We start from the raw sequence: 26,809 nt of genomic DNA, 5'->3' as shown, positions 1-26,809 counted from the left end.
AAGGTGGTTCACATGGATTTTCAAGTGCCAACAATTTTAATTGGACTTGGAGGAATTGGAAGTACAGTTACACATGATATTTACCGGAAACTTCCGAAAGAACGGCGTAAAAAAGTAGCGATGCACGTATTTGATACAGATATTAATACGTTAAGTCACTTTCAGCATATACGTAAATTTGTGACACAAACGAGCTCCAGTAAAACACCACGCGAATATATGGCAGAAGATCCAACGATTCCAGATTGGTTTCCAATTGATCCGACCGTACTAGATAAACCATTAACAGAAGGCGCTGGTCAACTTCGGGTTATTTCTCGATTGGCACTGCGCGCAGCGATGAAGGAAGATAAATTAACAACTTTTTGGCAAGAAATTGAGAAGATTTTCCCAGTAACAAGTGATACAACGGAATATGGTGTGCGCGTTATTATTGTTACGTCACTAGCTGGTGGCACAGGTTCCGGTATGTTTTTACAAATTGCTCTATATTTACGAGAAATGCTTCGGAAAAAGTTGCAACATCACAACATTTTAATTCGCGGTGCTTTTTTACTTCCTGATGTTCTCGTTAAAACACGTACAATAAGTGGCAAAGAATTTGAATCAGTACAGGCAAACGGGTATGCATCATTAAAAGAATTACATGCAATTACTTTAGGATCAACAGGAGAATTATCACGTCGCGGGGGCGTTACAATTGAGTTAGAATATCGTCCTGATCAAGTGGATGAAGATGGACGCACAAATCATACCATTATGCAGCATCATTTACCGTACAATTATTGCTTCTTATATGATTATGAAAATTTACATGGTCATCATTTGCATAGTTTGTCTGATTATATGGAACAAATGACAAATACAATTTATTTACAATTATTTAGTCCGATGTCAACGAGTCATTTTGCACAAGAAGATAATCAAATTCAACAACTTGCTGATTCAAATGGTAAAGCTCGTTATTGCGGAGCAGGAGCTGCAAAACTTATTTATCCATACGAAAATGTTCTTCGTTACTGCGCTTTAAAATGGGCGGTGCAAGGACTAGATGAATCATGGCTTCATCTAGATCGACTTTTTCAAGAGAAGAAAAGTCGGTATGAGCAAGACGTTCGCCGCGGCATGCAGCGTGAAAAGCCTGAGCGGGGAAAAAGTTTCTTGGAAGATTTAGAGCATTTGGCGACTCGTCCAGAACAGGCACATGTGTTTTATAAGCAAATGTATTATGAAACACGTGAAGGAGCAGAAGGCGGAAAGATTGGTATATCAAAATCAAAATTATTTTTAGAAGCAGTAGAAAATTATGTGCAGCGTACAGTACAAAAAGATGAAGAGTTAAATCGCTTGCAGCGAGAGTGTAAAATTTCAGCTGCAAAGCTGAAAATTGCTGAACAAATGAAAGGTGAAGTGGCACGAGTAGACCATGCTGCACGTTTATATGCGTATGCAATACCAAGCCGCGTGCACGAGCATGTAACAACGTTGATATATGATATGATTGAAGCTGATCGATTTACACCAAGCGGCTCAGAAGGACAGTCATATCAGTTGAATACATGGTTTTTAAAGAAAACAGATCCTGTTCACCCTGTTGCTGCACGTTACATGTTATACGAAATTCGTAAATTGTTAACCGAAAAAATGAATCGGTTACATGAAAATAATGAACAAAAGCGCAGTCTTATCCAAAATTATGATAAAAAATTTAATGTAAGTAATATTGAAGGAACGGTAACAGCTGTTAGACGTGTTGAATTGGCGCAACAGCAAAATTGGTTTGGGAAAATGTTTCACAATGACCAGCGGACATTTCGAAAAGAATTTCAAGATATTATAACTCAATATATACACAAATTAAATGAATATCGAAAAGAAATGCTACTAGAGCTTGTATATCAATCTTTATATCAAGCTGTTGATAAAATGATTCAATATTGGGAGCGTTTCTTTGATAATTTGCAAGAAACTCGTGAAAATTTATTATTAGACATTCAAAAACGTAGTAAAGAATTTGAGGGGAAAACAAATCCAACAAATGTATATGTATTAGCAGATGAGCGAATGCAGGAAGAAATGTGGAAGGATATTCATCACCATGTAAACAATGGTGTGCTGCCAAAAGAGATATCTGCTGAAATTTATATGAGTTTATATCGTGAATATTGCAGGGGAGCGCAAGCAGAGGAAGGGCAATCACAAAAAGTAGAAGATTTTTATCGGAAACATATTTTGACATATTGTGAGCAGGAATTACAAGATCGCTACCGAGATAAATTAGAATTAAATATTATTGATGCATTGCGGAAAGAAGCGGCTATTCAAAAGCGCGATATGACAGAGTATGTAAGTGAGAAAATTGAAGATTTGCTGCATCTAGCAAGTCCATTTATACCGAAAGTTGCGCATCATCGTGAATTGCAATATTGGGGTATTCATCCACTCGTTCATCAAGGATTAAATGAAGAAACGTTACAAGAGATGTTCCAGGAAAAAGAAACGGTTGATGCAGCCTTTTCACCGTATGAAATTGTATGTTACCGTGCGCATTATGGATTGTCGCTGCAAGATTTTCCGAAATTATCGTCTGGACATATTGCAAATGGTTATGTGAATGAGAAGGGAGATTACTTTCAGTCTTATTATCGCCGTGTAAATAAATTAAACGTTCGCAAATCGAATTTAACACCGCATCTTGATAAGTATTGGCACTTACCTGCTTTTATGCCAGACTTAAATGCTACACAAACAAAACTGGATTATGATAAGTGTAATCGTGCTTTATTGTATGCATATATATATCGTTGGATTAGTCTAGCCGCTGTGGACGGTCAGTTTGTTTACCAATATAACGGGGTGGGGAGAAGCTCTCTTATTCAATCGATGGGGAAAAATGTAACAAATGAAGGATATAAATTGCATCGTGCACTGCTTCATAACCCATTTATATATGAAAATATCATTTCTCGTTTTGAAGAGGAACAAGAAAAAGCATTGCAGCACGGAGGACATTTATATACACATTCCTTTCTGTTAGGTGCGCAAGATATAAAATGGCTTCGAAAAGAACATGTTCACAATATTTTAGATGTTATCTTGATGTACGATAAGGAAGCAAAATATGATCCGACATTAGAAGAAACATCTGATGAATTGTTACGATTACTTGTTAATGAAGTTGAACAATATTTTAAAGCTTATTACGGGACCGGAGCGGAAACAGCAGCAAAAAAAGAAGCGACTTTATTTGTAAAGCAACTATGGAATCGCTCATATGCAAAAGAATTTGTAGATCCAAACAGTGCACCGTATAAGAAATGGTTACATCTTCTTAACGTTCAAATAGAAGAGGAAGATACAAATGCGAATGTTTAGGAAAAGATAGGGAATCCTTAACTTTGGAATTTATTATTTGGAAAAGAGGGATTCTCATGCCGTTTCTTGGAAGTGTATATCAAGTGTTTGGCTTATATTCAGAAATTTATCATGCGATGATTTATATGGAGGGAAAAGATAGTCAACCTATTGATGAATGTATGAATCGAGATGAAAAAGAAACTGTAGAAGAATAATAAAGAACATGCAGTAAATTACTGCATGTTCTTCTCGTTTTCTTATAGTTTTACAACATTCTTAGGTTTTGACCTCTGTTAACTTGTTTGAATGCAATTTACTGTAACATTACTATCATTTGGTACTTCGTACATTCAAATCCTTTTTCACTATTAAACCATTTTACTGTCTTGATTGTTTTCATATAAAAAACTTTTAAAATATTACTAAAGATGTGTTTCCTATTTATATGAACCGAGCAAATATAAGCATATATTTAAATCTGTTATCGTTTTTACGTTAAAATGGAAGATAAGAACAGTAAATGTTCATTATCGTTTTTGAAACCTCAAAACAACGAAAGCCCTACCTCTCTTTCGTCCTTACGGCTCCGATGACCGTGCCAGTATGAATCGGGATATCCAAAAACAATGCTTGGATAAATGAACCTCATCGTATACTTAGAAGTATGAGAATAAAAAGTGGTGAGAATAATTCATTTAGAGGAAAAAGAATTTTTTCTTAGAGGGTAATGTTCCTATAATCAAATCGTATTTGTAATCATATCATATTGAGGTACATAAAGCAAAAAAAAAACAAAATAGATGTTAGGCTATTTTGTCGTTTTAGGTATCTTATATAATTTAAAATCAAGTTCAAAACGGTTTTAAAAGGATTTCTTTACCTAACCGACTTTCGTATTTAACAAATCAATTGCCTGATTTTCAGTAATTCCTTTAATTAAACTCAATTCACTAATTAAAATTTTTTGTGCGTTGTCTAACATTTGTTTTTCACTTGCATTAAGCGCCCTTACTTTATTCCTACGTATTAAGTCGCGAACTACTTCAGCACCTTCTTGTATTTCACCCGTCTTCATTTTCTCCATGTTTTGGGTATATCTTTGCTTCCATGAGAGTGAATCATCTGATTCACCGTACTGAAAAATAAGTAATACATTTTCTAATGTAAGCTTATCGGCAATTAATCGTATACGTGATTGTATCATTTTTTTCATCGGAATCATTACTTCCATATTACTAATTGGTATTCTTATTACATAATATTTTTGTCTTTCTCCTAGGACTTCTTTTTCTTCTATGGCTTCAATCACACCTGCTCCGTGCATTGGATAAACAATTTTATCGCCAATTTGAAACAAATAATCCACCTCCATATGGTAACCTTTCTAAGTTTATCATATATAAGATGATAAGTAAAATTATTTATAATATCACAAAAATATTATCATAGTCAATATTTTTTGTTTGATTAGATAAAATCATTGTTACATATGTATAAAACTAAAAATAAAATGAGTGTATAATAAATTGAACCTCCTATCAGTGGGGGCTTACTGCCCAAAAGTAGCGGGATAAATAATTGATTGAAAAATGTATGAAAGAGGTTTAATAATATGCTGAAATGGAGTTATTTTGTATTTATTAATATTCTCGCTTTTATGATGATGGGACTAGATAAAAGAAAAGCAAAGAAGAAACAGTGGCGCACGCCGGAGAGTACGTTGTTTTTGGTCGCTGCAGCAGGGGGAGGAATTGGAGCTTGGATTGGGATGTATGTGTTTCATCATAAAACACATAAAAATAAGTTTGTGTTTGGTATTCCATTTCTTGCGGCTGCGGGGGCGTATATCTTTTGGATATTATAGTAAGGTGGTCCGTGTAAAAAAGTTATGTAGCGGAAAATTGTAAAAAGGTAGAAGGACACTTTATAATGAAGAAAAAAGAAAAGAGGGGAGTCAAATGGAAGCGCAAAAAAAGGGGATCATATATGCGACAAGTGCATATATGATGTGGGGAATTCTGCCGCTTTATTGGAAATTGGTAGATGAAGTTCCTGCAGAAGAAATTTTAGCTCATCGCATCGTTTGGGCATTCGCTTTTATGTTACTTGTTTTATTGGTTTGCAAACGTTTTGGTCAATTTACGAATGAGCTTGCGCAGCTTTTTAAACGTCCTAAATTATTCATGTCATTAACTGTTGCTTCTATATTAATTAGTGGAAACTGGTTTGTGTACATATGGGCTGTTAATCATAATCATGTAATCGAAGCAAGTCTAGGTTATTATATTAATCCGCTTGTTAGTATTTTACTTGGCACGCTCGTTTTAAAAGAAAAACTTAATTTTTGGCAATATATTGCCGTAGGGTTAGCGGCATTTGGGGTTGCAGTTTTAACAGTTCACTATGGATCCATTCCGTGGATTGCGATTTCGTTAGCATGTACATTTGGTTTATATGGTTTATCAAAGAAATTATTAGATTATGATTCAATGATTGGGCTCACGATGGAAACGATGATTGTAATGCCGATTGCTCTTGTGTATTTAGGGATGTTAGGTGTTCAAGGAATTGGTTCGTTTGGATCAGTTTCAATTACGTCGACGTTACTTTTAGCGGGTGCTGGTATAGTTACTGCATTACCGCTTTTATATTTTGCAAAAGGTACAAAGCTTATTCCGTTATCAATGGTCGGATTTTTGCAATATATTGCACCGACAATCAGTCTTGTATTAGGAATTTTCGTCTTTCATGAACATTTTACAGGGACTCATATGATAGCATTTTTCTTTATTTGGATTGCGTTATTTACATTTTCGATAGCGAAAACGAAATTTATGTTAAATAAGCAGCCGAAATTTATAAAAAATAAATCTGCAAAAGTTTCGTAAAACGGCATAGTATTATGTATGCCGTTTTCTTTATAATGTAAGTAAGGATATTCCATTATAAGCGGTGAGGTGCAAATTATGGAAACAATTTTACATAACAATCCATTAATGTCTGCAGTGATTGCTTGGTTCTTAGCACAACTTACAAAAGTTATAATCACTTTAGTAAAAAAGAGAGAATTTGATTTTGCACAGTTTTTTGCTTCTGGTGGAATGCCGAGTTCTCATTCTTCTACTGTCACAGCATTAGCAATAGCAATTGGGATTGAAGAAGGAATTACGAGCTCCGTATTTGCAATAGCGACGATTTTTGCGATTATTGTCATGTATGACGCATCCGGAGTGAGACTTGCTGTAAGTAAACAAGCAAAAATTTTAAATGACTTTTTTCATGGAAGACAAACGGATTATAAAAAATTGAATGAACTTGTCGGTCATACGCCATATCAAGTCGTTGTCGGGGCGATTTTAGGAATTGTTGTTGCGATTTGGTATTGTTCGTAAGCAAAGTGAAGAATGAACTTCACTTTGCTTTTTTTGTTTTACACATATTTACGTAAATTATGGAATATTGTATATGGATTCAGTGAAGAGGGGGGTATCTATGCTACTACATGACAAAGTGAAATATGAAATGGAGCGACAGGTTACAGCATTACGTACGATGCAACATAGAGATGGAACATGGCGCTTTTGCTTTGAAGGAGCCCCGCTTACGGATTGTATGATGATTCTATTGTTACGCACGTTAAAAAAAGAAAAAGAAATAGAACCCTTTGTAGCAAGACTTATTTCTTTACAAGCAAATGAAGGGACATGGAAATTGTATGAAGATGAGCTGAATGGAAATCTTTCTGCTACAATTCAAGTGTATACTGCATTGTTAGCTTCTAGGAAATTTAAGAAAGAAGACCGTATGATGCGTCGTGCAGAACAATTTATTCTTGAACAAGGTGGCATTACAAACGCTCACTTTATGACGAAGTTTATGTTAGCCTTACATGGGCAATACGGTTACCCTGCATTGTTTCATTTTCCCATGACTTTTTTCTTTCTACCGGATCATTCCCCGTTTAGTATGTATGAATTGAGTAATACTGCACGTATTCATTTCGTTCCTACGCTCATTTGTATGAATAAGAAATTTGTAATAGAAGAAAATATTATTCCTAATCTTAGTTACATAGTGGGTGCGAATAAATCAAATTGGTTTCATAATAAACGCTCTTCTGTTTTGCAAACAATTTTATCAGAAGGGAAAAAGCTCATTTCTTATCCATATTCTCTTCATCAAAAAGGATATAAAGCAGCGGAACGTTTTATGCTAGAACGTATAGAAGGAAATGGAACGCTTTACACTTATGCGAGCGCTACCTTTTATATGATTTACGCTCTCCTTGCTCTCGGTCATTCTATACATTCTCCTATTATTGAGAAAGCTGTATCAGGGATACAGTCGTACATATGGAATACAAAAAATGGTGCCCATTTGCAAAACACACCTTCAACAGTGTGGGATACTGCTCTTTTAAGTTATGCTCTGCAAGAAGCAAATGTGCCAGAAGATGATGCGATGATTGAACGAGCAAATCGTTATTTATTAAAGAAGCAGCATACTTCTTATGGGGATTGGCATGTTCATGCACCTTCTTTACCTCCTGGCGGATGGGGATTTACTGATACGAATACCATTGTGCCAGATTGTGATGATACAACAGCGGCGCTACGTTCACTTACTTACATTGCGAAGAAAGATAAGAAAGTAAAACAAGCTTGGAATAAAGGGATACAGTGGATTCTTGGAATGCAGAATAAAGATGGAGGCTGGGGAGCGTTTGAGAAGGATGTTGATAAGCATATGTTTACGCATGTTCCTCTCGATAGTGCAGAAGATATGATTCTTGATCCGTCTACAGCAGATTTAACAGGGAGGGTGCTTGAGTTTTTTGGAACGTATGCGCCAAATAAAATAAGTACAAATGATTTACAACGGGCAATGCAATGGCTCCTCCGTACTCAAGAGCAAAATGGTTCTTGGTATGGAAAATGGGGAGTTTGTTACATATATGGTACATGGGCTGCTGTAACAGGTCTGCGGGCAAACGGATTGCCAGCAAATCATCCAGCGTTAGAAAAAGCAGCGCGGTGGTTAGAAACGATTCAACATCGTGATGGTGGATGGGGAGAATCGTGTAGAAGTAGTAAAGAAAAGCGGTTTATTTCAATACCTTTTAGTACACCTTCTCAAACGGCATGGGCTTTAGATGCCCTAATCGCTTTGCATGATACAGAAACAGCATGTATTCAAAAGGGAATCAATTATTTGTTAGAGCATTCTTTAGAACATATTGAATATCCGACTGGAGCAGGATTGCCTGGGGAATTTTATATTCGTTATCATAGTTATCATCGTTTATTTCCCTTACTTACCTTTGCGCATTATGTAAAAAAATACAAAAAATAAACCGAGAATATGTCCTCGGTTTATTTTTTGTTTGGTTGGTGTTTTTGACGTGCATCTGCAGCATCTGCACGAGCTTGAGCTTCTAAGTCATCTTGGTCAGCGAGTTCTTGAGAAAACTCAACATCAATGCCATCAGACACTTTGTTTTGCTGTAAATTCTTATTTTTCATCTCACACAATCTCCTTGTGTTTTGCTAAGTTGCAATTATAGTGTGACACAAATAGACTTTTTTATGCAAAAAAGGAGAATGAAATATATAAGACGAAATATATAGAAAATACATAGAAAAAGCGAGGGAGAAAGATGAATTTTTTAGAGGGGAAAACAGCTGTTGTTACAGGTGCAGGGCAAGGGATTGGAAAAGAAATTGCACGTGTATTTGGCGCTTTAGGAGCGAAAGTATTACTAAGCGATATTAATCAAGAAGCTTTAAACAGTGCGACAACACAATTGTTGCAAGAAGGATATGATGTAGGGGCGTATGTTTGTGATGTAAGCAGCCATACGGATGCAAAATCGCTAATTGAATATGCGATTCAAACATACGGTGCTTTGCATATTTTAGTAAATAATGCTGGAATTACACGAGATGCAATGTTGCATAAAATGGAAAAAACAGCATGGGAGCAAGTATTGCAAGTAAATATAACGGGTGTATTTAACTGTATGCAACCAGCGCTTTTGCATATGCGTAAACAACAATATGGACGTATTATTAATATTTCTTCAATTAGTTGGCAAGGAAATATCGGTCAAGCAAACTATGCGGCTGCTAAAGCAGGTGTAATTGGGCTTACAAAAACAGCATCAAAAGAAGCAGCTGGATTCGGTGTTACATGTAATGCAATTTGTCCTGGATTTATGGATACCGATATGACGCAAGCTATACCGGATAAAGTAAAGGAAAAGATGATTGCAGCCATTCCAGCAGGGCGAATCGGAGCACCGCAAGATATTGCACATGCAGCTGCCTTTCTAGCATCAGATTTTGCTTCTTACATTACTGGAGAGGTACTAAACGTAAGTGGTGGGTTACAAGTATAAAAAGAAGTAAGGCATAAAGCAGGGAAAAGGTCTTTCTATCCTTTTAGCTTAATTGTTGCTTTGAAATAAAGTTTGATCAAAAGTATCTTGGAAACACGTATTTAACAGTAAATTAAAAGGATTCATTTTGGATATAGTTTAGTCAAAATGAATCCTTTCTTTTAAATAATCTTTCAGTTTTATAAAAAAGTTTAATCAAAACTCGTTAGTTTCAAAATATGCTTGATTAAATTATAGTTTCGGCAGGGGTAAATGCCCCAGAAGGGTTATATTTTGAAGTTATCTTGGTTATAAACCAGTTAGTGCTGCCTGGATCTGGATTTTTTTCTACAGTAATAATCTTTTGTCCTTTTTCAACTTTGGAAAATGAGGTTATTAAATCATATGCAATTGTAAATCTCCATTTTGTATTACTAATCTTATCTACTTTTACAAAACGGAAATTATCAACCCACGGACTTGATTGCCCGGTTACCCAACCACTTTGCTCGAATTTCTTCTGTGTCTGTTGCTGAAGTGACGGTGACAACATGGCGAATTGAACAGCACCGCTTCGGTTTTTCACACCTAATATCCACAATTCTATAGCTTGTCTAGGTGTTTTTGCTTGCAAGCCCGACATAAATGAACTTATTTGCTTTTCTAATTGGTTAGATTCCGTTTCAGCAAATGTGGCATTGGTATGTGATAGCAGAATCAACGGAAACAAAAAGCTAAGAAATAATATACGCATAAAATCACCTCTAAAGGTATTTTTTTCTCAAAGTTTATTAAATTATTCTGCTTTTTATTGCGGAATTTAGATCTTTCTGGGGTTAGTCCCATCGCCATCAAGTTAAGATTTTATAATACCCCTGAATGAAAATTTTGTGTCTTTTATAGAAGTAAGGCTCATTTTTATCACTTTGGGGGCAATCTGTTCTGTTAGGTTGATGGGCATGTGGCGAGATCCAAAAATGTAAGTTCTCCTGGCTAAATTACTCTAAGTTTCATTAAATGTTTTTTTCAACAATCGGGGCTTTATTTGAGGACAGCCAATACAAATGTTGTGGTAAATGAGGGCATTTGTGGTACAAAAAAAGGATAGAACATACAGAATTATTCTGCTTGTATCTATCCTCTTCTTTTATTCATATATAATGTGTAACATTATATATTTGCTCTTGCTGAAACAAAGATTGATTCAAATTTCTTGAATCTAAATAAAACAATTGGCAAAACCTTTTTTAGTTTAAGTTAATCCAAACGCTTTTTACTTCTGTATAGTTATTTAACGCATAAGAACCCATTTCACGACCAAGACCTGACTGTTTATAACCTCCAAACGGAGAGGCCGCATCAAAGACGTTATAACAGTTTACCCACACTGTTCCAGCTCGTAATTTACTTGCAACATAATGCGCATTCTTCAAGTTTTCTGTCCACAAACCAGCAGCTAATCCATATGCTGATTTGTTAGCACGTTCAATAACTTCATCAATGTCATCAAATGGCATTGCAGCAACGACAGGACCAAAAATTTCTTCTTTCGCAATTGTCATTTCATCTTGTACAGCTGCAAAAATTGTTGGAGCAACATAATAACCTTGTTCGTAAGGTTTAGTTCCACCAACTAATATTTCTGCTCCCTCATTTTTTCCTTTTTCAATATAGCCCATTACTCGATTTTGTTGTTCTTCTGATACGAGGGGACCAATATTTGTTTGTGGATCTAATCCAGATCCTTGCGTTAAGCTCTTTGAGTATAAGGCAAGATCTGCAACAACATTATCATACATTTTCTTTGGAATGAACAAGCGAGATCCAGCACAACATACTTGTCCTTGGTTAAACATAACACCAGAAAGCGCTGCTGGAATTGCACGTGATAAATCAGCATCGGGTAAAATAATATTTGGTGATTTACCACCAAGCTCTAATGTTACGCGCTTTAATGATTGGGATGCTTCTTTCATAATGTGTTTTCCAACTTCAGTTGAGCCTGTAAAAGCAATTTTATCAACGAGAGGATGACTGACAAGAGCTTGACCAGCTGTTTCACCATATCCAGGTACAATGTTAATAACACCTTTTGGAAATCCAGCTTCTTCTATCAGTTCAGCTAAATATAGTGCGGAAAGAGGAGTTTGTTCTGCTGGCTTTAGTACGACGGTACATCCAGTTGCTAGTGCTGCACCCAACTTCCACATCGCCATTAAAAGCGGGAAGTTCCATGGAATAATTTGACCAACAACACCAACGGGTTCATGACGTGTATAATTAAAATAATCTCCTGAAACAGGAATTGTTTGACCGACTAATTTTGTTGCCCATCCGGCATAATAACGCATATGTTCAATTGCAAGAGGAATATCTGCAGTTGTCGTTTCTTGAATTGGTTTTCCGTTATCAAGTGTTTCAAGCTGTGCAAGCTCATCTTTATGTTTTTCCATTAAATCAGCAAGCTTGTACATGCAGCGGCTGCGCTCAGCTCCGCTCATACGTGACCATGGTCCTTCATCAAATGCTTGGCGTGCCGCTATGACTGCTTTATGGATATCTTCACGACCGCCTTCATATACAACAGCTAACGTATCGCCAGTTGCTGGATTTGGTGTTTTAAATGTCTTACCGGAAGCGCTTTCAATAAAAGCTCCATTTACATATAGTTTCTTTGTTCCTTGTAAAAATTTCTCTACTTTTTCATGGAGATTCACAGCTAGTTGACTCATTGTATAACCCCCTTAAAAATATATAATGTAAATGCAGCAAAATACTGCATTTATTCCAAATAAAAGAGGAGTTGCGGGATAAAATGAAACTTCCATCAGTGTTTTTTCTTCATTGTCCACTGATGCTTAGTCGAATCAATTGGGCTCTTACGGACAGTTATCTCCCATCTATCTTTTTTGTTCTCTTAAAATCCTGAGAGGGTAGTTTTACTGACCGTTAGTGCGGTATAAACTAGGTGAAGGACATCTAATTTCAATCGTAACTTAAAAATTCAGAAATTTCAATCTCATTTATATTAAAATTGTTAAAAATATGTAATTTTATAATGTAAGTCTAATATTATTCACAAGAGATATTCATTTTGCTTTTTTTATAGGAAAAACGATACAAACAATGGTACAATAATACATCGTGAAAGGAGGAGAAAAAATGAATCAACATCATGATGACCCACGTTTTCGCATCGCACATCGTGAAGCGTGGATCGGAATTGGACTTGCTGTTATCAACTTTCTAATATGGTACGGTTTCGCATATGGATTAGGTAGTGGCAATCCAAAAGAATATACATATATACTAGGGTTTCCGGCCTGGTTCTTTTATAGTTGTATAGTAGGGTTTATTGTAATGGTTTTACTTATTGTATTTGTTGTCCGTTTCGTATTTCAAGATGTTTCGTTTGATGAGGAAGAAAAGAGTGAGGAATGAAAATGAACTGGTATGTAATTATTCCAATGATGTTATCTTTTGTTGTTGTGTTTTTAATTGGTGTATATGCGGCGAGACGTGTTCAAACGACTGCGCATAACAAATTTTTGCAAGAGTATTTTCTAGGCGGGCGCGAACTTGGTGGACTATTATTAGCAATGACGATGATTGCGACGTATGGAAGTGCAAGTAGCTTTATCGGTGGACCTGGAATTGCATATAACATGGGGCTTGGTTGGGTATTGTTGTCGGCTATACAAGTTGTAACGGGTTACATTGTACTAACTGTACTTGGAAAGAAATTTGCGATTACTGCAAGAAAAATGGAAGCTATTACGTTAATTGATTACTTGAAAGGAAGATACAACAATAAAGCTGTTGTTATTTTATCAGCGTTATGTGTTATTATTTTCTTGTTTTCGGCAACCGTTGCGCAGTGGGTTGGCGGCGGAAGATTAATTGAATCGTTAACAGGTCTTTCTTATACAACGTCTTTATTTCTTTTTACGTTTTTTGTACTTGTTTATGTTTTGATTGGCGGATTTCGTGCTGTTGCGCTTTCGGATACAATACTAGGTCTTATTATGCTGCTTGGTACGACAATTATTTTAATTGGTACGATTATTGCAGGCGGTGGTATTTCAAATATTATGCACGAGCTTGTACAGATTAATCCGAATTTAATTACACCATTTGGCGTAGATGGGAGTTTAACAAAGGTATATGTGTCTTCGTTTTGGATTTTGATTGGTGTTGGAGTGGTAGGTTTGCCGCAAATTAGTGTACGTGCCATGTCTTATAAAAATTCAAAAGCGATGCATCAAGCTTTAATTATTGGGACTGTTGTCGTCGGTACAATTATGATTGGTATGCATTTAACGGGTGTATTTGCCCGTGTTGTTTTACCAGGAGTGAGTGTGCCTGATAAAGTAATGCCATTGCTTGCGATGAAAGTATTGCCTCCTTGGCTTGCTGGTATTTTCTTAGCAGCTCCGATGGCAGCTATTATGTCGACAGTTAACTCATTGTTATTACTTGTGAGTTCTTCCATTATTAAAGATATTTATGTAAATTACATAAACGAAAATGCTGCTGCTCGAACAGTAAAAAGAGGAACGCTATGGATTACAGCGATTGTTGGATTACTTGTTTATGCTGCAGCGATTAAACCGCCTGATTTTTTAATTTGGTTAAATTTATTTTCCTTTGGTGGTTTAGAGGCAGCGTTCATTTGGCCGCTTGTGCTTGGATTATATTGGAGAAGAGGGAATGCTACAGGAGCACTTGCTTCGATTGTTGTTGGAGTTGGCTCTTATATGGGATTTCATTTGCTGCTTCCTAATCCTTTTGGTGTTCATACGGTTGTATTTCCAGTTTGTTTAGCACTTATTGCTTATATTATAGGAAGCACGTTGTTTTCACGTAAGTTGCAACGAATTTAAAATCTTTTTATAAAAAGAGCAAGAGTTGTCTCTTATTAAGAACTAAATTAAAAAAATCTCGATTAATAAAGGACAATACATATTTTATATAACTAATATGTATTGTCCTTTTTATTAAAGTAAAGCATCCGTTAGCTGAATAATAAATTCAGAAATTACCCTTTGATTTCAATTACAGTAACCCCTTCAATTTTCACATCAAAAGTTATAGTAACAGGACCTTCTGGTGGATTATGCGGCCCCGTATAAGTGTCGTATTTAACTTTTACTATAAAATCAAATTGAGAAAATCCACCTGTTATTCGTGTAACCTCTAATATTTCTGCATTCCATAATCCATAACTACGATTTGGATATTTTTTATTAATCACTTCTCTGGCATAAGGGTCTAACAATACTAAAAAAGCATCATAAAAATCAGTATGTTTTTCTTCGACACTGATTTCCTTGGTTTTAGTGCTTCCTCGATTCGGTAAGATTAATCCTAAAACTGACAATGTTATCATAATGACGATGAAACTGTATTTCATATTATTAAGCTACCTCCTTATTTCATCAGGTAGCCTTTCCACTTGATAAAATAGTATGTGTTAGCTGAAGAAATAACACGAAAATAACATTCGGTACTTTGTATGATATGTGCTTTTAAGCAACCTTTAATTGCTCCCGCAACTGATTGTATTGGTGTTACAGCATCTTAATGCGACGTTGTAACGAAGTCATGATGGTATCTTTGTTGTTATCGTCCATCTCAAGTTCTTTTTTATGAAATAGTTTTTTGAAAATAAGCGTCTAACACAATATGTCCAACGCTATAACTTGCTACTAACATAAATATTGTTAAAAAAATCATTTGCATTTTACTTCTGTACATTTTTTTTCATTCATATAGTAATAGCAGTTGATAGGATGGAGTTGAATGCTTTGAAAAAAGTACTGTTCCTTGGAGATCCTGGTATTGATGATTCGTTAGCAATCATGTATGGGTTATTACATCCTGATATTGATATTGTTGGTGTTGTAACAGGATATGGCAACGTTACTCAAGAGCAGGCGACAAATAATGCTGCTTATTTATTGCAAATAGCTGGAAGAGAAGATATTCCAATTATTAATGGGGCAAAAATTCCTTTATCAGGAGAATTTATAACATACTATCCAGAAATACATGGACCAGAAGGATTAGGACCTATTCGTCCACCTGAAACAATTAAAGCGAATGTGAAACTGTTTTGTGAGATATTTGAGATTATTAACAGATATAAAGGAGAGCTTATTATTGTTGATGCAGGGCGTTCAACAAGCTTAGCAACGGCTTTTATTTTAGAGAAAGAATTGATGAAAAGCGTAAAAGAGTATTACATAATGGGTGGGGCATTTCTTGTTCCTGGCAATGTTACCTCTGTTGCAGAAGCAAATTTTCACGGAGATGCGATTGCTTCAAATTTAGTAATGCAATATGCTGAGAATGTTTCGTTAATTCCGCTGAACGTAACAAATGAAGCAGTCATTACTCCTGATACTGTTACATATATTACAAAGAATGCAAAAACAAATTTTAATAAATTAATCGAACCAATTTTTAATTATTACTATAAAGCCTATAAAAAATTAAATCCGAACATAGCTGGAAGTCCAATTCATGATGTTGTAACAATGATGGCTGTTGCTAATCCTTCCTTGATAGAATATGTATATCGTCGTGTTCAAGTTGATATTGATGGTCTTGCAAAAGGTGAAAGTATTGCCGACTTTAGACCACAGCCAAGGGCAGAATCGATGAAAAAATGGGTCAGAATTGGCTGGGAATTACATTATAAAAAATTTCTTGAAGATTTTATTCGAGTTATGACGTAGACAGTATACAAGTTATAGTAGAGGCGATCTGTTTATAGATTGCCTCTATTGTTTTGCATATGAATAATATATTATAATAGATTACAAGACAAAGTTTAGGAGAGGAATTCCATTTGAAGACAATTGGGTTATGTATAGGAATACTTTGTTTATTTGTATTTATTATCTCAAGTAATTTTTTTGTGAAAAAAGCATGGAGTTCAAATAATGATGATGCACAATATGTTGCATCATTTGTAGAAGAAAATAAAGATCAAAAAAACAGCGCATTGCTAGTGATGCGAAATGATAAATTGGTGTATTCTATAAACCCTAATGTTGTATTACCTGTAGCGAGTACGATGAAGCTCATTGTCGCGTTGGAGTTTACAAAACAAGTAGGGGAAGGGAAAATTGATCCAAATGAGCTTGTGTCGATAGACGATATTAATCGTTATTACGTTCCAAATACGGATGGCGGTGCTCATGAGAAATGGCAAAATGTTTTAATGAAAAAAGGACTTTTAGAAGAAAATGTAGTTACGCTAGAACAAGTAGCAAGAGGAATGATGAAATTTAGCTCAAATGCAAATACAGAGTATTTAATGGACCGCCTTGGTATAGAGAATATTAATGGAAATATAAAACAATTGGGATTACCATCACATCAGCCATTATTCCCAATTGTTTCATCTTTGTATATTCCGGGCTATCTATACAAGGAATTACATGTTCCAAAGCAACAATTAGCACATACGTTAAGAACGATGCCGCAAGAAGAATATTGTCGTTATGCGATGCTGATACATGAGCGTTTAAAACAAAAAGGTCCGCAACTACAAAATGAAATTCCGCTTTTCTTAGGAGAAAAGTACGAGAAAATTTGGTCAGATAGACTTCCGGCTGCTTCTGCAAATGACTATATGATTTTATTAGAGAAAGCAAACCATCAAAAAGGTTTTACAAAAGTGGAAGAAAAAGAATGGTCACAACTTGTAGAATCAGATATGGAAGGGAAAAAGTATCGTCAACATTTTCGACATGCAGGTCAAAAAAATGGGTATACGCCATGGTCTTTATCTAAAGCTGTATATGCAACAGACAAACGTGGAAACTGCACAGAAATTGTCTTTTTGGCAAATAATATAAATGAGGAAGACAGTGCTGAATTGCGTAAACATTTATCAAATTTACATTTTCAAATATTACAAAACGATAAATATAAAGCAACTGTTATTAAGTGAAACCGATGTATATACATCGGTTTTTTTCTTTGGATAAACACATTTTTTTAGGAGCTGGGTATGATGATTAATAATTAATAAGCGAGGGGAGTTATTTAAAATGCGGGAGGGAAGCGAGGAGTTTTTACAGCGAGAAGGTGTAGTCTTTCCGGGGAGAACATATGCTGATTGTATACTACAACATATATTCTGTTTTCAAAAGAATTATTTATTGGATGACATGTTTCAAATTCATCATGCGCATGTCATTATGTTGCTAGAAGAAGGGTTGCTAAAAAAACAAAATGCTAAGCAAATTGTAGCAGCGGTAGAAAAAGTAAAAACTGTCCCATTAGACGAGCTAGTATACAGAAAAGAGTATGAAGATCTCTTTTTTCTAGTTGAGCATCTGATTCAACAAGAAGCAGACAGTGATATGGTTAGCAATATGCACATTGGGCGAAGTCGAAATGATATGGGGGTGGCGATGTATCGTATGAGCTTACGACGTTATCTCCTACAATACATCGAGCATTTTATGCTACTGCAAGAGAGTATTCTAGGGCGAGCTGAGGAACATATGGAAACGATTATGCCGGCATATACACATACACAACCAGCGCAACCAACGACATTTGGTCATTATCTGCTTGCTATTTATGATGTGATGCAACGCGATACGGAGCGTTTATGGAACGCTTATCATGCTGTAAATCAATCTCCCTTAGGAGCGGCAGCGCTTGCGACCACAAGTTTTCCAATTAATCGAAAGCGTGTTGCGGATCTTCTAGGTTTTTCGAAGGTAATTGAAAATTCATATGACGCAATTGCAAGTACAGATTATTTATTAGAAGCAAGCAGCGCGCTTATGATGACGATGACAAATACAAGCAGATGGCTCCAAGATTTTTTATTATTAGCTACGAAAGAGTATAACGGTATTACAGTTGCAAATCCTTATGTACAAATTAGTAGTATTATGCCGCAAAAGCGCAATCCAGTATCAATTGAGCATGCAAGGTCTCTTGCAAGTAGCGCTTGGGGAGAAGCATCTACTGTTTTTCAAATGATTCATAATACACCGTTTGGAGATATTGTCGATACAGAAGATGATTTACAGCCCCATTTATATGAAGGGTTTGAGAAAGCGATTCGAGTTATTTGTGTAATGAATGCGGTAGTGCGCACGATGACAATTGAAAAGGAAATATTACAAAGTCGTGCAAGAAAGCATGCAATTACCATAACTGAGTTAGCTGATACACTAACCCGGCAGTATGATATTCCATTTCGCCGTGCTCATTATACAGCAAGTTATATAGCTAAACTTTCAGAAGAACAGAAAAAAGATTTACACGAACTAAATATTTTTGATATTAATATGTATTTACAGAAGGAATTACAGGTTGTATTAACAAAAGAGGAGTGGAGTGAAATCATTTCACCACATTCGTTTGTTGCAAAGCGAACTGTATACGGTGGACCGAGTTTACAACAAATGCAGCGAATGATTAAAGAGAGAAAAGAGAATGTTTCAAAGCAGGAAGAGCGGCTAGAGAACGTGAAGAAACAACTTGCTGAAGCTGAAGAACAAGTCAATAAACTTGTTGCAACTATCATTCATTTATAAAATAAAAGAAGGATTTACCTTGTAAATCGCCAATATATCACTATAGATTAGGAAAGAAAGAAGAGATTATAGTGATACAACTAAATGTATATACGAATTTTGTACAATTTAAAAATGATATTCTTCCTTTTTTAGAAGCATATGAACAAGAGAATAATTTAATATTAGGTGTGTTACGGTCTTCGCAGCTTCCCTTATTTATGGCAACGGCTACAAAAGGGGAAGAGCTTGTATTCGTTATGCTTCAAACGCATCATCAGCAAGCCATTGTAGCAAAGTCTGCGCCTTTAGAAAAGGATGCAATAAGAGAAATTGCACAGCAACTAGCAATTGCATATCCTAATGTGCCCGGATTAATTGGGGAAAAACAGATGATAGAATGCTTAGCAGAACAACTTGCGGATTTTCAAAATAAATCGATTCAAATCAAAATGAAGCAAGGGGTATACGGGTTAAAGCAGGTAATGAAAAAAGCCGGAAATAATGGGGTTTTCCGTCGAATAGAATTAAAAGAACAAGATCTAATCGAAGATTGGGTATACTGCTTTTGTGAAGAAGTAAATTTATCAATTACAAAGGAAGAAGCGGTGCATACTGCTGTTGAATTAATTGAAAGTCAGCGCCTGTTCGGATGGGAAGTAGAAGGACAATTAGTTTCAATGGCAGCTGTTACAAGACCAACAAAGCGTAATATCACAATTAATTTTGTATATACTCCAAAGGCAGAACGTAAAAAAGGTTATGCTTTAAACTGTGTATCAGCACTCAGTCAATGTATGTTAGACAATGGGTATGCAACGACTTCATTATATACTGATCTAGCTAATCCTACATCTAACAAAATCTATCAAGAAATTGGTTATGAACTAATTATGGAGTCAATTCTATTATTTTTAAAATCTAAACAATAGAAAAACTCGCTAATAGCGAGTTTTTTATTGTTCATCAATGCGTACAACGCCACCTTGCTGAAAATTATCTGTTTCTAATAAGTCAATAACGGCTTTTGCTACATAATTTGGTGAAAGTAAATGGTCATCTTCTTTCAAAGCTAAGAAACGGTCTACATGAATAAAGTCTTCTTTTGATGTTTCTCTTATTTCGGTTTGCATCCCTGTATCTACAACACCTGGCGCAAAAGAAATAATTTTCACAGGATAGCCTTTATCAGTTTCTTCTGCTGCAACACATTTTGTAAACATATTAATACCAGCTTTGGCGGTGCAGTATGCTCCCCAGCCAAAGTATGGTTTTTGTCCGGCGCCAGAAGAGATGTTAATGATACGTTTGTCTACATTCCAGTCTTTCGTATGTTTCATAAAGGCTGAAGAAAGTAACATAGGAGCTACTAAATTTACATGGACATTTGCAATTAATTGCTCACTTTCTGAGCGCTCAATTGGTTTCATTGGCGCTAACATACCAGCGTTATTAACAAGGTGAATAGAAGAAACCGTTTTTACATCGATGTTTGAAAAAATATTTTCCATTAATGATTCAATTTGATGAACCTCTTGTAGATCAAACGAATAAAAATCAAATGGAATATGAAGGTGTTTTGCTTTTTCGATGAGTTGCTCGTTTTGCTTACGTGATATAGAAATGAGTTTCGTTCCTTGTTGTAATAATTGTGTAGCAATTGCTTCACCTAATCCTCGAGAAGTTCCTGTTAATATTACATAACGCATATATTTAAAGCTCCTTTCACTATATATGTAATAGTATAAGATATTCTTTTTTAATAAGCGAAAAAAACTAAACTGAACGAAATGAATGCGTCTACATACAATAGAGTAATGCATGATTTCGAGGAGGAGTAGGTATGTACTATGTAATCCCTAATTCGTATAATCATCTATATCGGGTATATGAGGGAACGTATAACCAAGTGTCACAAGCTATTTTAGAAGCTATTAAAGGTGAAGCTGCTGCGATTGATTTTTATAGTCGGCTTGTAAACGAAGCACCAAATGCAAGACATAAAAAAGATATTTTACATGCATTAGAAGACGAAAAAGTACATTTACAACAATTTATACAATTGTATACAACACTAACTGGACAGCAACCAACGTATCAAGTAGTGCAAACTCAATATTCTTCTTATAAAGAAGGGTTAGAACGTGCTTATGAAGATGAACTGGAAGCGTATGAAGATTATCGAAATGCTTATTTATTAACGCAAAACTTAGCAGTTCGAGATGTTTTCTTTCGGGCGATGACAGACGAAATAGAGCATGCTATACGCTTTGGTTTTTTATTATCTTCGCTATCATAACTTAAAGATACTAGACAATTTTGTCTAGTTTTTTTATGATCGATGAACGAAATTTCTGGAAGAAACAAAAATACATAAAATGAGTTTATCCCGCTATTTGCGAGCAGTAAGACCACTACCTCAAGATTGAGAGAGAAGCGAGGAAGATAGGTGGGGGGAAATCACTGATGAAAGTTTCACTTTATACGATCAAGTATTTGGGATGATCCTAGTAAGAAAATCTTAGTTACATGGAGGCGTTATTAGAATGCGAGACCGAAGTGCAGCAATTATTGTAGAAGAAGGAAAATTAGCTCTTATAAAACGCATTTGGGATGAAGAGGTATATTACGTCTTTCCTGGAGGAGGAATTGAGGAAGGAGAAACCACTGAAGAAGCAATAATTAGGGAAGTGTATGAAGAACTTGGCTTACATGTACAGCTCCAAAAACTTGCAACAACAGTTAAGTACAACGGAACACAATATTTTTACGAAGCAATAATTGTTGGTGGTACATTTGGCAACGGACAAGGTGAGGAATATGTGAAAAATGACAGGAAACGAGGCGAATATATTCCGATATGGGTCTCGGTAAAGGACTTATTAAACATAAATATTAAACCGTTAGAAGTAGGGAAATATGTGTATGAACTATATGAAGATTCACAATTCATAGGTATTAATAAAAAGGATTGACAGCGCCTTCTGATTTCAGTATTGTATTCGAGTATGTGTTTAAATCAGGAGGGTTTTATGGAAAAGCAAACTACACATCATGTGAAAATGACAACAGCAGATCCGTCTGCACTTGGATTATTTGGACTTGCAATGGTTACACTTGTTGCGTCCTCACAAAAACTTGGCTTAACAAGTGGCGTTTCACTTGTATTGCCATGGGCAATCTTTTTAGGAGGTTTTGCTCAATTATTTGCATGCATTAACGATGCAAAGCATAACAATACATTCGGTACAACAGCGTTTGGTGGATTTGCATTGTTCTGGTTTGGTGTTGGGACTTCATGGTTAATTCAACTTGGAGTATTTGGTGAAAAGTTAGCAGCAACTGCGGATCCAAAGCAACTTGGAGTAGCATTTGTTGGTTACTTAATTTTTAGCTTATTTATGACAATTGGCGCAATGGAAACACATAAAGTATTATTTATGATTTTTGTACTTATTGATTTCTTATTTATTGGTCTTTCATTTAGTACTTTAGGTGTTATGCCACATGCGATGCATAAATTAGCAGCAATTTCTGAAATGCTTATTTCACTGTTTTCATTCTATGGATCAGCAGCTGCAGTATTAAATACGCACTTCGGAAAAGTTGTATTACCTGTTGGTAAGCCATTTGGTATCTTCAAAAAGTAAACCACAACAGTATAAATGAAACAGAAAAAAGCAACTAAGTATCTGTAAGATACTTAGTTGCTTTTTGTTTCGCTAGAAGCAACAGTAGATGTTCCCATAATTTCTGCAATTTTTGTAGTGTCTGCTGCGTGACCGTCAATTGTTACATCCACTTTTTGATTTTCATTGGCAGTTACAACCCAACAGTTTGGGAGATAACGAGACTTATGAGATAAAGTGGAAGGGATATTTAATATATCTCCTAGGGCATACATAGTTGCAGAAGAACCACCATCCATAGCCATCGCATTTACAGCTCCCTTGTCATATAAAAGGTCCTGACAATCTTTTAAAGAAGCGCCAATGCTGTGAGGTTGTCTACCATCTACGATAAGAAACATAATCGAGCCATCTTTCTTTTGAGCCATAATGCTTCGCGGACCATATCCCCAGCCTCCGTCATTTGTAAGCATTTTTTCGCCATTTACGATAAGCTGCGGCATAAAACCGGCTGCAGAAACAACATTTTTATTCATTAATTGCTGTGCAGAGTAATTACCTGTTATCATTTGCCCATATTTTGTTAAACCAGTAATAATAGTCGGTGAATTTACATCTTCTGGTGTATGGATAACTTGTCCGTTCGCGATAACAATGCCTAGGCCGACTTTACCGCCCCCATGTCCCGTTTCATCTGCAAATCCGCTAGCATTTACTGCAGCAAGTGCGTGATTTCGCTTTGCCATCACGTAAATTTTTTCACCAACATCTTTACCTTCTGTACCTTGTTGTGTTACAAGTTTTACATTAAAAGGATTACTAATTGTCATGAGCTTACCTTCGAAATAATGATCCGCATACTTTTCTTGAACGGTTTCGATTTTCACATCAAGCGGCATACGTTTTTTCTCTTCCAATTGTTTTTTTGAAAGCTTCTGCAAACCAAGAGATTCGCTATTTTGCCATTTTGGATTATTAATAGAATTTGAAATATCATCCAGTTCTTGTTGTGATAAGAAAGTGAACTTTGCTAAATCACGGTGTTGTGAAGTTAAAATACTTTCCGCAGCAATTACACGTAATTTATGTCCATATGGAGTACCAAACAAAATACCTGATCCAATTAAAATGAAAACAAGTAATAAAATGGAGGATATTTTTATTGCTCTTTTTAGATATTTTTTCATTTCGAGAACTCCTCTTATATAATTCATTATTTAGTTTTATGTGTAGCAAGCTGTTTTTTATTTGATTTGTAGAGTTGTAGACTTTTATACAATAGAATGATATGAATAATTTGACAAGAGGTAAATATGAATGCATATCGCTAAATTATAATAAAAACAGTCAGATTTATAAAGACTGAATGAAAATAGTGATAATAGTAAGAATGCACATGATATGGTGACAGGGCAAAGAAATGTAAGATAAATCAATAGAAAAAATAAAGAAGTGAAAGGTATTAAACCAGCCAACTGCTGAAGTTACGAAAAAAAACGAAATAAAAATTTGCTTTTATTCTAATAAAGGTGTATAGTGGTGTTAAACCATTTTACTTTTAATACCATAGAGATTTAAATAAGCTGTAACTTAAGAGGGGATAGCAATGTTAAATCTTCTCTGGGTTGCAGTTTTTTAATGTCTAATTATTATTTGTAAAGTGGTTGAAAATGGACATGTACATGAAGGTACATACTTTAGGAGGATTTTTTCATGCAAAACGGTAAAGTAAAATGGTTTAACGCTGACAAAGGTTTCGGTTTCATCGAAGTTGAAGGTGGAGAAGACGTATTCGTTCACTTCTCAGCTATCCAAGGCGACGGCTTCAAAACTTTAGAAGAAGGTCAAGAAGTTACTTTCGAAGTTGAACAAGGTAACCGTGGACCACAAGCTACTAACGTAACTAAAAAGTAATTGAAATGAAAGAGAAGGGAACTCCCTTCTCTTTTTTTTGTATCTTAAAATAGAACAGCTACAATATTGTTTTTTTAATACATATTAGAGATTGTGGATATAATGTTAAGAAGAGATAAGGAAGAGGTATGTAGTATGTATGAACCAAAATATTATATTGTATTTGATATTGAGCGGAATTTTAGACCTTACCAATCAGATGCTCCAACGGAAATTGTTGATATTGGTGCTATTAAGATTGAAGCAAGTACAATGAGCATTATCGAGTTTTTCTCTTCGTTAGTGAAACCATCGGCATCCCTATCTCGTCATACAACAAAATTAACAGGAATTACAAAGCAAGATGTAAAAGGTGCAGAAAAATTCCCTAAGGTAATTGAGCGATTTCGTGAATTTGTTGGAGAAGATTATATGTTTGTAACGTGGGGGAAAGAGGATTACGGATTTCTCACGGAAGATTGTGTACGACATAATGTGGAATGTCCTGATCTTGGGAAAGAAAGAAGATTTGATTTACAGAGATTTGTATTTCATGCATACGAAGGATTATTCCTAAATCCACCAAGTTTGAAACTTGCAGTGGCACAATTGGCTTTAGAATGGGAAGGAAAACAACACCGTGCCTTTTCGGATGCCAAGAACACCGCGAATATATTTCTCACAGCAGCTAAGCAAAAGGATATTCATAAACAATATAAGAAAAGCTTAGAACTCATACTCGTAAAAAATGGCTCTTTAACAGATAAGGGTAAAAAGAAAATGAAGAGATGGGTATTTAAAGAAGTAAAGAAGAATGGATATTCCCACCTCACATGGGATGCATTCATAAATAGTAAGACATGGGAGAATGTATCTGATCAATATCATTTCGATCATACGACCTTACTACTGTTACAAAATTACTTTAATACTGCTTTGAGGAAAGCTAAACAGCAACTTCAAGTATTGGCCGCAATGAATAATCAAGGGAATAAAACACACTAGAATCCATAAGAAGAGCGAGGATTCTGGAATAGTTTCCTGCGAAGGTGAAAGCAAAAAGAAATGACATTATGGCTTGTTGTAGAAGGGATTTTTGATCCTGTTATTTGTAGGCTGTAATACTTACCTTAAGATTATGAGAGAGCAAAGAATATAGGTGGAGATAAAAGCCTGTAAAAGCCCGATTGGTGAGAGCTTCCATCAGTAGGAGATTCAAACTGTTATTGATGGAAGTTTCACTACCTTATATGAATTGAGTGGATATGCCATCTTATTCATTTAAGTGTATTAAAAAGAAATAAGATACAAAATGTGGATACCTATGGGATCTATTCAAAGAAAGCGAAAAGTAACAAATATGGAGTAAGTATTACGAAATAAACGCGTCTCCAAATTTTTCGCTCTTGTAAAATTAATCGATCAAAGGTATAACCTGTATGTTATTCTAAAGTACTGATTTGATTACACGTTAGGACCAAATAATTAAATAACTTCAATACATCCCCACCATATAGATTTTTCATATCCATACCAACGAAAAGTTACCCTCAATTGTAATATACTCCTTCTTGGATTTAAAAATAACTATGAATGTAACTCACATTTGATAATGGAGAAAATTCTTCAACTTTCTCTAATAAGTACCGAATAGACGGAGAGATACGCATCATTTTAATTGGCTTTTTTCCTATTAATTCAAAATGAATGACCTTTTTCAATTTTTATTTTATCCCGCTATTCGCGGGCAGTAAGATCCCCACCTCAAGATTCGGAGAAAAGCAAAGAAGATAGGTGAGGGATGAAAAACCCTTCCCACTGATGGAAGTTTCACTTTATTATTTTTTAACGTATTTTAAGAGTTTAAAAGAGTATCTATTAAAAGAATATATGAATTGAATTCATTCATAAAAATATATATTAGTCTATGTTACATATGTAAGTGATGAATCATAGAATATGAGATAATATATAAATTTACGAAATTCTAATGAAGGGGCAAT

At 35.3% G+C, this 26,809-nt stretch carries 25 protein-coding genes; 18 read left to right on the top strand and 7 right to left on the bottom strand.

Annotated elements, in window-relative coordinates; genetic code table 11:
* The first annotated feature begins 12 nt into the window (after positions 1 to 12).
* Together WAX78_RS04500 and WAX78_RS04495 are read left to right on the top strand one after the other, a co-directional pair.
* Positions 13 to 3,375, top strand: coding sequence for a tubulin-like doman-containing protein (locus WAX78_RS04500; protein WP_336481067.1), 3,363 nt, complete (start codon positions 13 to 15; stop codon positions 3,373 to 3,375).
* A 56-nt stretch (positions 3,376 to 3,431) separates the two neighbouring features.
* Positions 3,432 to 3,572, top strand: coding sequence for a phosphonate ABC transporter permease (locus WAX78_RS04495; protein ID WP_336481066.1), 141 nt, complete (start codon positions 3,432 to 3,434; stop codon positions 3,570 to 3,572).
* A gap of 665 nt (positions 3,573 to 4,237) precedes the next feature.
* Here WAX78_RS04495 and WAX78_RS04490 read toward each other — a convergent pair.
* Complete coding sequence (locus WAX78_RS04490; RefSeq protein WP_336481065.1) at positions 4,238 to 4,729, bottom strand: CarD family transcriptional regulator; 492 nt, start codon at positions 4,727 to 4,729, stop codon at positions 4,238 to 4,240.
* Between the two features lie 243 nt (positions 4,730 to 4,972).
* On the opposite strand from WAX78_RS04490, the gene WAX78_RS04485 reads away from it, so the two are divergent.
* From WAX78_RS04485 to shc, 4 genes are all read left to right on the top strand, one after another.
* On the top strand, positions 4,973 to 5,221 hold the full coding sequence (locus WAX78_RS04485; RefSeq protein ID WP_336481364.1) for a DUF1294 domain-containing protein: 249 nt from the start codon (positions 4,973 to 4,975) through the stop codon (positions 5,219 to 5,221).
* 94 nt (positions 5,222 to 5,315) lie between these two features.
* A complete protein-coding gene (gene rarD / locus WAX78_RS04480) occupies positions 5,316 to 6,245 on the top strand; it encodes an EamA family transporter RarD (protein WP_336481064.1) in 930 nt (309 codons plus the stop codon).
* Between the two features lie 78 nt (positions 6,246 to 6,323).
* Complete coding sequence (locus tag WAX78_RS04475) at positions 6,324 to 6,749, top strand: divergent PAP2 family protein (protein ID WP_336481063.1); 426 nt, start codon at positions 6,324 to 6,326, stop codon at positions 6,747 to 6,749.
* Between the two features lie 100 nt (positions 6,750 to 6,849).
* On the top strand, positions 6,850 to 8,709 hold the full coding sequence (gene shc, locus WAX78_RS04470; RefSeq protein ID WP_336481062.1) for a squalene--hopene cyclase: 1,860 nt from the start codon (positions 6,850 to 6,852) through the stop codon (positions 8,707 to 8,709).
* A gap of 20 nt (positions 8,710 to 8,729) precedes the next feature.
* Here the strand turns inward: shc and WAX78_RS04465 are convergent, their stop codons facing one another.
* Positions 8,730 to 8,879: a YfhD family protein gene (locus WAX78_RS04465; RefSeq protein WP_336481061.1), complete on the bottom strand. Its 150-nt coding sequence runs from the start codon at positions 8,877 to 8,879 to the stop codon at positions 8,730 to 8,732.
* A 134-nt stretch (positions 8,880 to 9,013) separates the two neighbouring features.
* Between WAX78_RS04465 and fabG the strand changes: the two genes are divergently transcribed.
* Positions 9,014 to 9,754 (top strand): 3-oxoacyl-ACP reductase FabG, encoded by a 741-nt coding sequence (gene fabG, locus WAX78_RS04460; RefSeq protein ID WP_336481060.1) that lies wholly within the window; start codon positions 9,014 to 9,016, stop codon positions 9,752 to 9,754.
* 226 nt (positions 9,755 to 9,980) lie between these two features.
* Here the strand turns inward: fabG and WAX78_RS04455 are convergent, their stop codons facing one another.
* Both WAX78_RS04455 and WAX78_RS04450 read right to left on the bottom strand, forming a co-directional pair.
* On the bottom strand, positions 9,981 to 10,487 hold the full coding sequence (locus tag WAX78_RS04455) for a hypothetical protein (protein WP_336481059.1): 507 nt from the start codon (positions 10,485 to 10,487) through the stop codon (positions 9,981 to 9,983).
* Positions 10,488 to 10,980: 493 nt separating this feature from the next.
* Positions 10,981 to 12,465 carry an aldehyde dehydrogenase family protein gene (locus WAX78_RS04450; protein ID WP_336481058.1) on the bottom strand — a complete coding sequence of 495 codons (1,485 nt, stop codon included), beginning with the start codon at positions 12,463 to 12,465 and terminating at the stop codon, positions 10,981 to 10,983.
* Positions 12,466 to 12,895: 430 nt separating this feature from the next.
* On the opposite strand from WAX78_RS04450, the gene WAX78_RS04445 reads away from it, so the two are divergent.
* Together WAX78_RS04445 and panF are read left to right on the top strand one after the other, a co-directional pair.
* On the top strand, positions 12,896 to 13,174 hold the full coding sequence (locus WAX78_RS04445) for a YhdT family protein (RefSeq protein ID WP_336481057.1): 279 nt from the start codon (positions 12,896 to 12,898) through the stop codon (positions 13,172 to 13,174).
* 2 nt (positions 13,175 to 13,176) lie between these two features.
* Positions 13,177 to 14,616, top strand: coding sequence for a sodium/pantothenate symporter (panF, locus tag WAX78_RS04440; RefSeq protein ID WP_336481056.1), 1,440 nt, complete (start codon positions 13,177 to 13,179; stop codon positions 14,614 to 14,616).
* A gap of 155 nt (positions 14,617 to 14,771) precedes the next feature.
* Here panF and WAX78_RS04435 read toward each other — a convergent pair whose 3' ends face one another.
* Positions 14,772 to 15,146: a DUF3888 domain-containing protein gene (locus tag WAX78_RS04435; protein WP_336481055.1), complete on the bottom strand. Its 375-nt coding sequence runs from the start codon at positions 15,144 to 15,146 to the stop codon at positions 14,772 to 14,774.
* Between the two features lie 379 nt (positions 15,147 to 15,525).
* On the opposite strand from WAX78_RS04435, the gene WAX78_RS04430 reads away from it, so the two are divergent.
* The 4 genes from WAX78_RS04430 to WAX78_RS04415 all read left to right on the top strand — a co-directional run bounded on the left by WAX78_RS04430 (position 15,526) and on the right by WAX78_RS04415 (position 20,216).
* Complete coding sequence (locus WAX78_RS04430; RefSeq protein WP_336481054.1) at positions 15,526 to 16,473, top strand: nucleoside hydrolase; 948 nt, start codon at positions 15,526 to 15,528, stop codon at positions 16,471 to 16,473.
* Positions 16,474 to 16,586: 113 nt separating this feature from the next.
* Positions 16,587 to 17,696, top strand: a complete 1,110-nt coding sequence (locus tag WAX78_RS04425) for a serine hydrolase (RefSeq protein ID WP_336481053.1) — start codon at positions 16,587 to 16,589, stop codon at positions 17,694 to 17,696.
* A 100-nt stretch (positions 17,697 to 17,796) separates the two neighbouring features.
* Positions 17,797 to 19,305 (top strand): argininosuccinate lyase, encoded by a 1,509-nt coding sequence (argH, locus tag WAX78_RS04420; protein ID WP_336481052.1) that lies wholly within the window; start codon positions 17,797 to 17,799, stop codon positions 19,303 to 19,305.
* A 71-nt stretch (positions 19,306 to 19,376) separates the two neighbouring features.
* Positions 19,377 to 20,216, top strand: a complete 840-nt coding sequence (locus WAX78_RS04415) for a GNAT family N-acetyltransferase (RefSeq protein ID WP_336481051.1) — start codon at positions 19,377 to 19,379, stop codon at positions 20,214 to 20,216.
* 24 nt (positions 20,217 to 20,240) lie between these two features.
* Here the strand turns inward: WAX78_RS04415 and WAX78_RS04410 are convergent, their stop codons facing one another.
* The gene (locus tag WAX78_RS04410) at positions 20,241 to 20,993 is read right to left on the bottom strand and encodes a (S)-benzoin forming benzil reductase (protein ID WP_336481050.1); all 753 of its coding nucleotides are present in this window, start codon (positions 20,991 to 20,993) and stop codon (positions 20,241 to 20,243) included.
* 134 nt (positions 20,994 to 21,127) lie between these two features.
* On the opposite strand from WAX78_RS04410, the gene WAX78_RS04405 reads away from it, so the two are divergent.
* The 3 genes from WAX78_RS04405 to WAX78_RS04395 all read left to right on the top strand — a co-directional run bounded on the left by WAX78_RS04405 (position 21,128) and on the right by WAX78_RS04395 (position 22,934).
* Positions 21,128 to 21,583 (top strand): ferritin-like domain-containing protein, encoded by a 456-nt coding sequence (locus WAX78_RS04405; protein WP_336481049.1) that lies wholly within the window; start codon positions 21,128 to 21,130, stop codon positions 21,581 to 21,583.
* A 247-nt stretch (positions 21,584 to 21,830) separates the two neighbouring features.
* On the top strand, positions 21,831 to 22,259 hold the full coding sequence (locus tag WAX78_RS04400) for an NUDIX domain-containing protein (RefSeq protein ID WP_336481048.1): 429 nt from the start codon (positions 21,831 to 21,833) through the stop codon (positions 22,257 to 22,259).
* A gap of 57 nt (positions 22,260 to 22,316) precedes the next feature.
* Complete coding sequence (locus tag WAX78_RS04395; protein WP_336481047.1) at positions 22,317 to 22,934, top strand: acetate uptake transporter; 618 nt, start codon at positions 22,317 to 22,319, stop codon at positions 22,932 to 22,934.
* A gap of 53 nt (positions 22,935 to 22,987) precedes the next feature.
* Here the strand turns inward: WAX78_RS04395 and WAX78_RS04390 are convergent, their stop codons facing one another.
* The gene (locus WAX78_RS04390) at positions 22,988 to 24,100 is read right to left on the bottom strand and encodes a phosphodiester glycosidase family protein (protein WP_336481046.1); all 1,113 of its coding nucleotides are present in this window, start codon (positions 24,098 to 24,100) and stop codon (positions 22,988 to 22,990) included.
* A gap of 526 nt (positions 24,101 to 24,626) precedes the next feature.
* Between WAX78_RS04390 and cspD the strand changes: the two genes are divergently transcribed.
* Together cspD and WAX78_RS04380 are read left to right on the top strand one after the other, a co-directional pair.
* Positions 24,627 to 24,827, top strand: a complete 201-nt coding sequence (gene cspD / locus WAX78_RS04385) for a cold-shock protein CspD (protein WP_035430809.1) — start codon at positions 24,627 to 24,629, stop codon at positions 24,825 to 24,827.
* Positions 24,828 to 24,962: 135 nt separating this feature from the next.
* Positions 24,963 to 25,811, top strand: coding sequence for an exonuclease (locus WAX78_RS04380; RefSeq protein WP_336481045.1), 849 nt, complete (start codon positions 24,963 to 24,965; stop codon positions 25,809 to 25,811).
* Positions 25,812 to 26,809: the final 998 nt, after the last annotated feature.

It is taken from the genome of Bacillus yunxiaonensis (assembly GCF_037104695.1).
GTDB lineage: Bacteria > Bacillota > Bacilli > Bacillales > Bacillaceae_G > Bacillus_A > Bacillus_A yunxiaonensis.
This window is presented reverse-complemented; position numbering and strand designations above follow the sequence as displayed.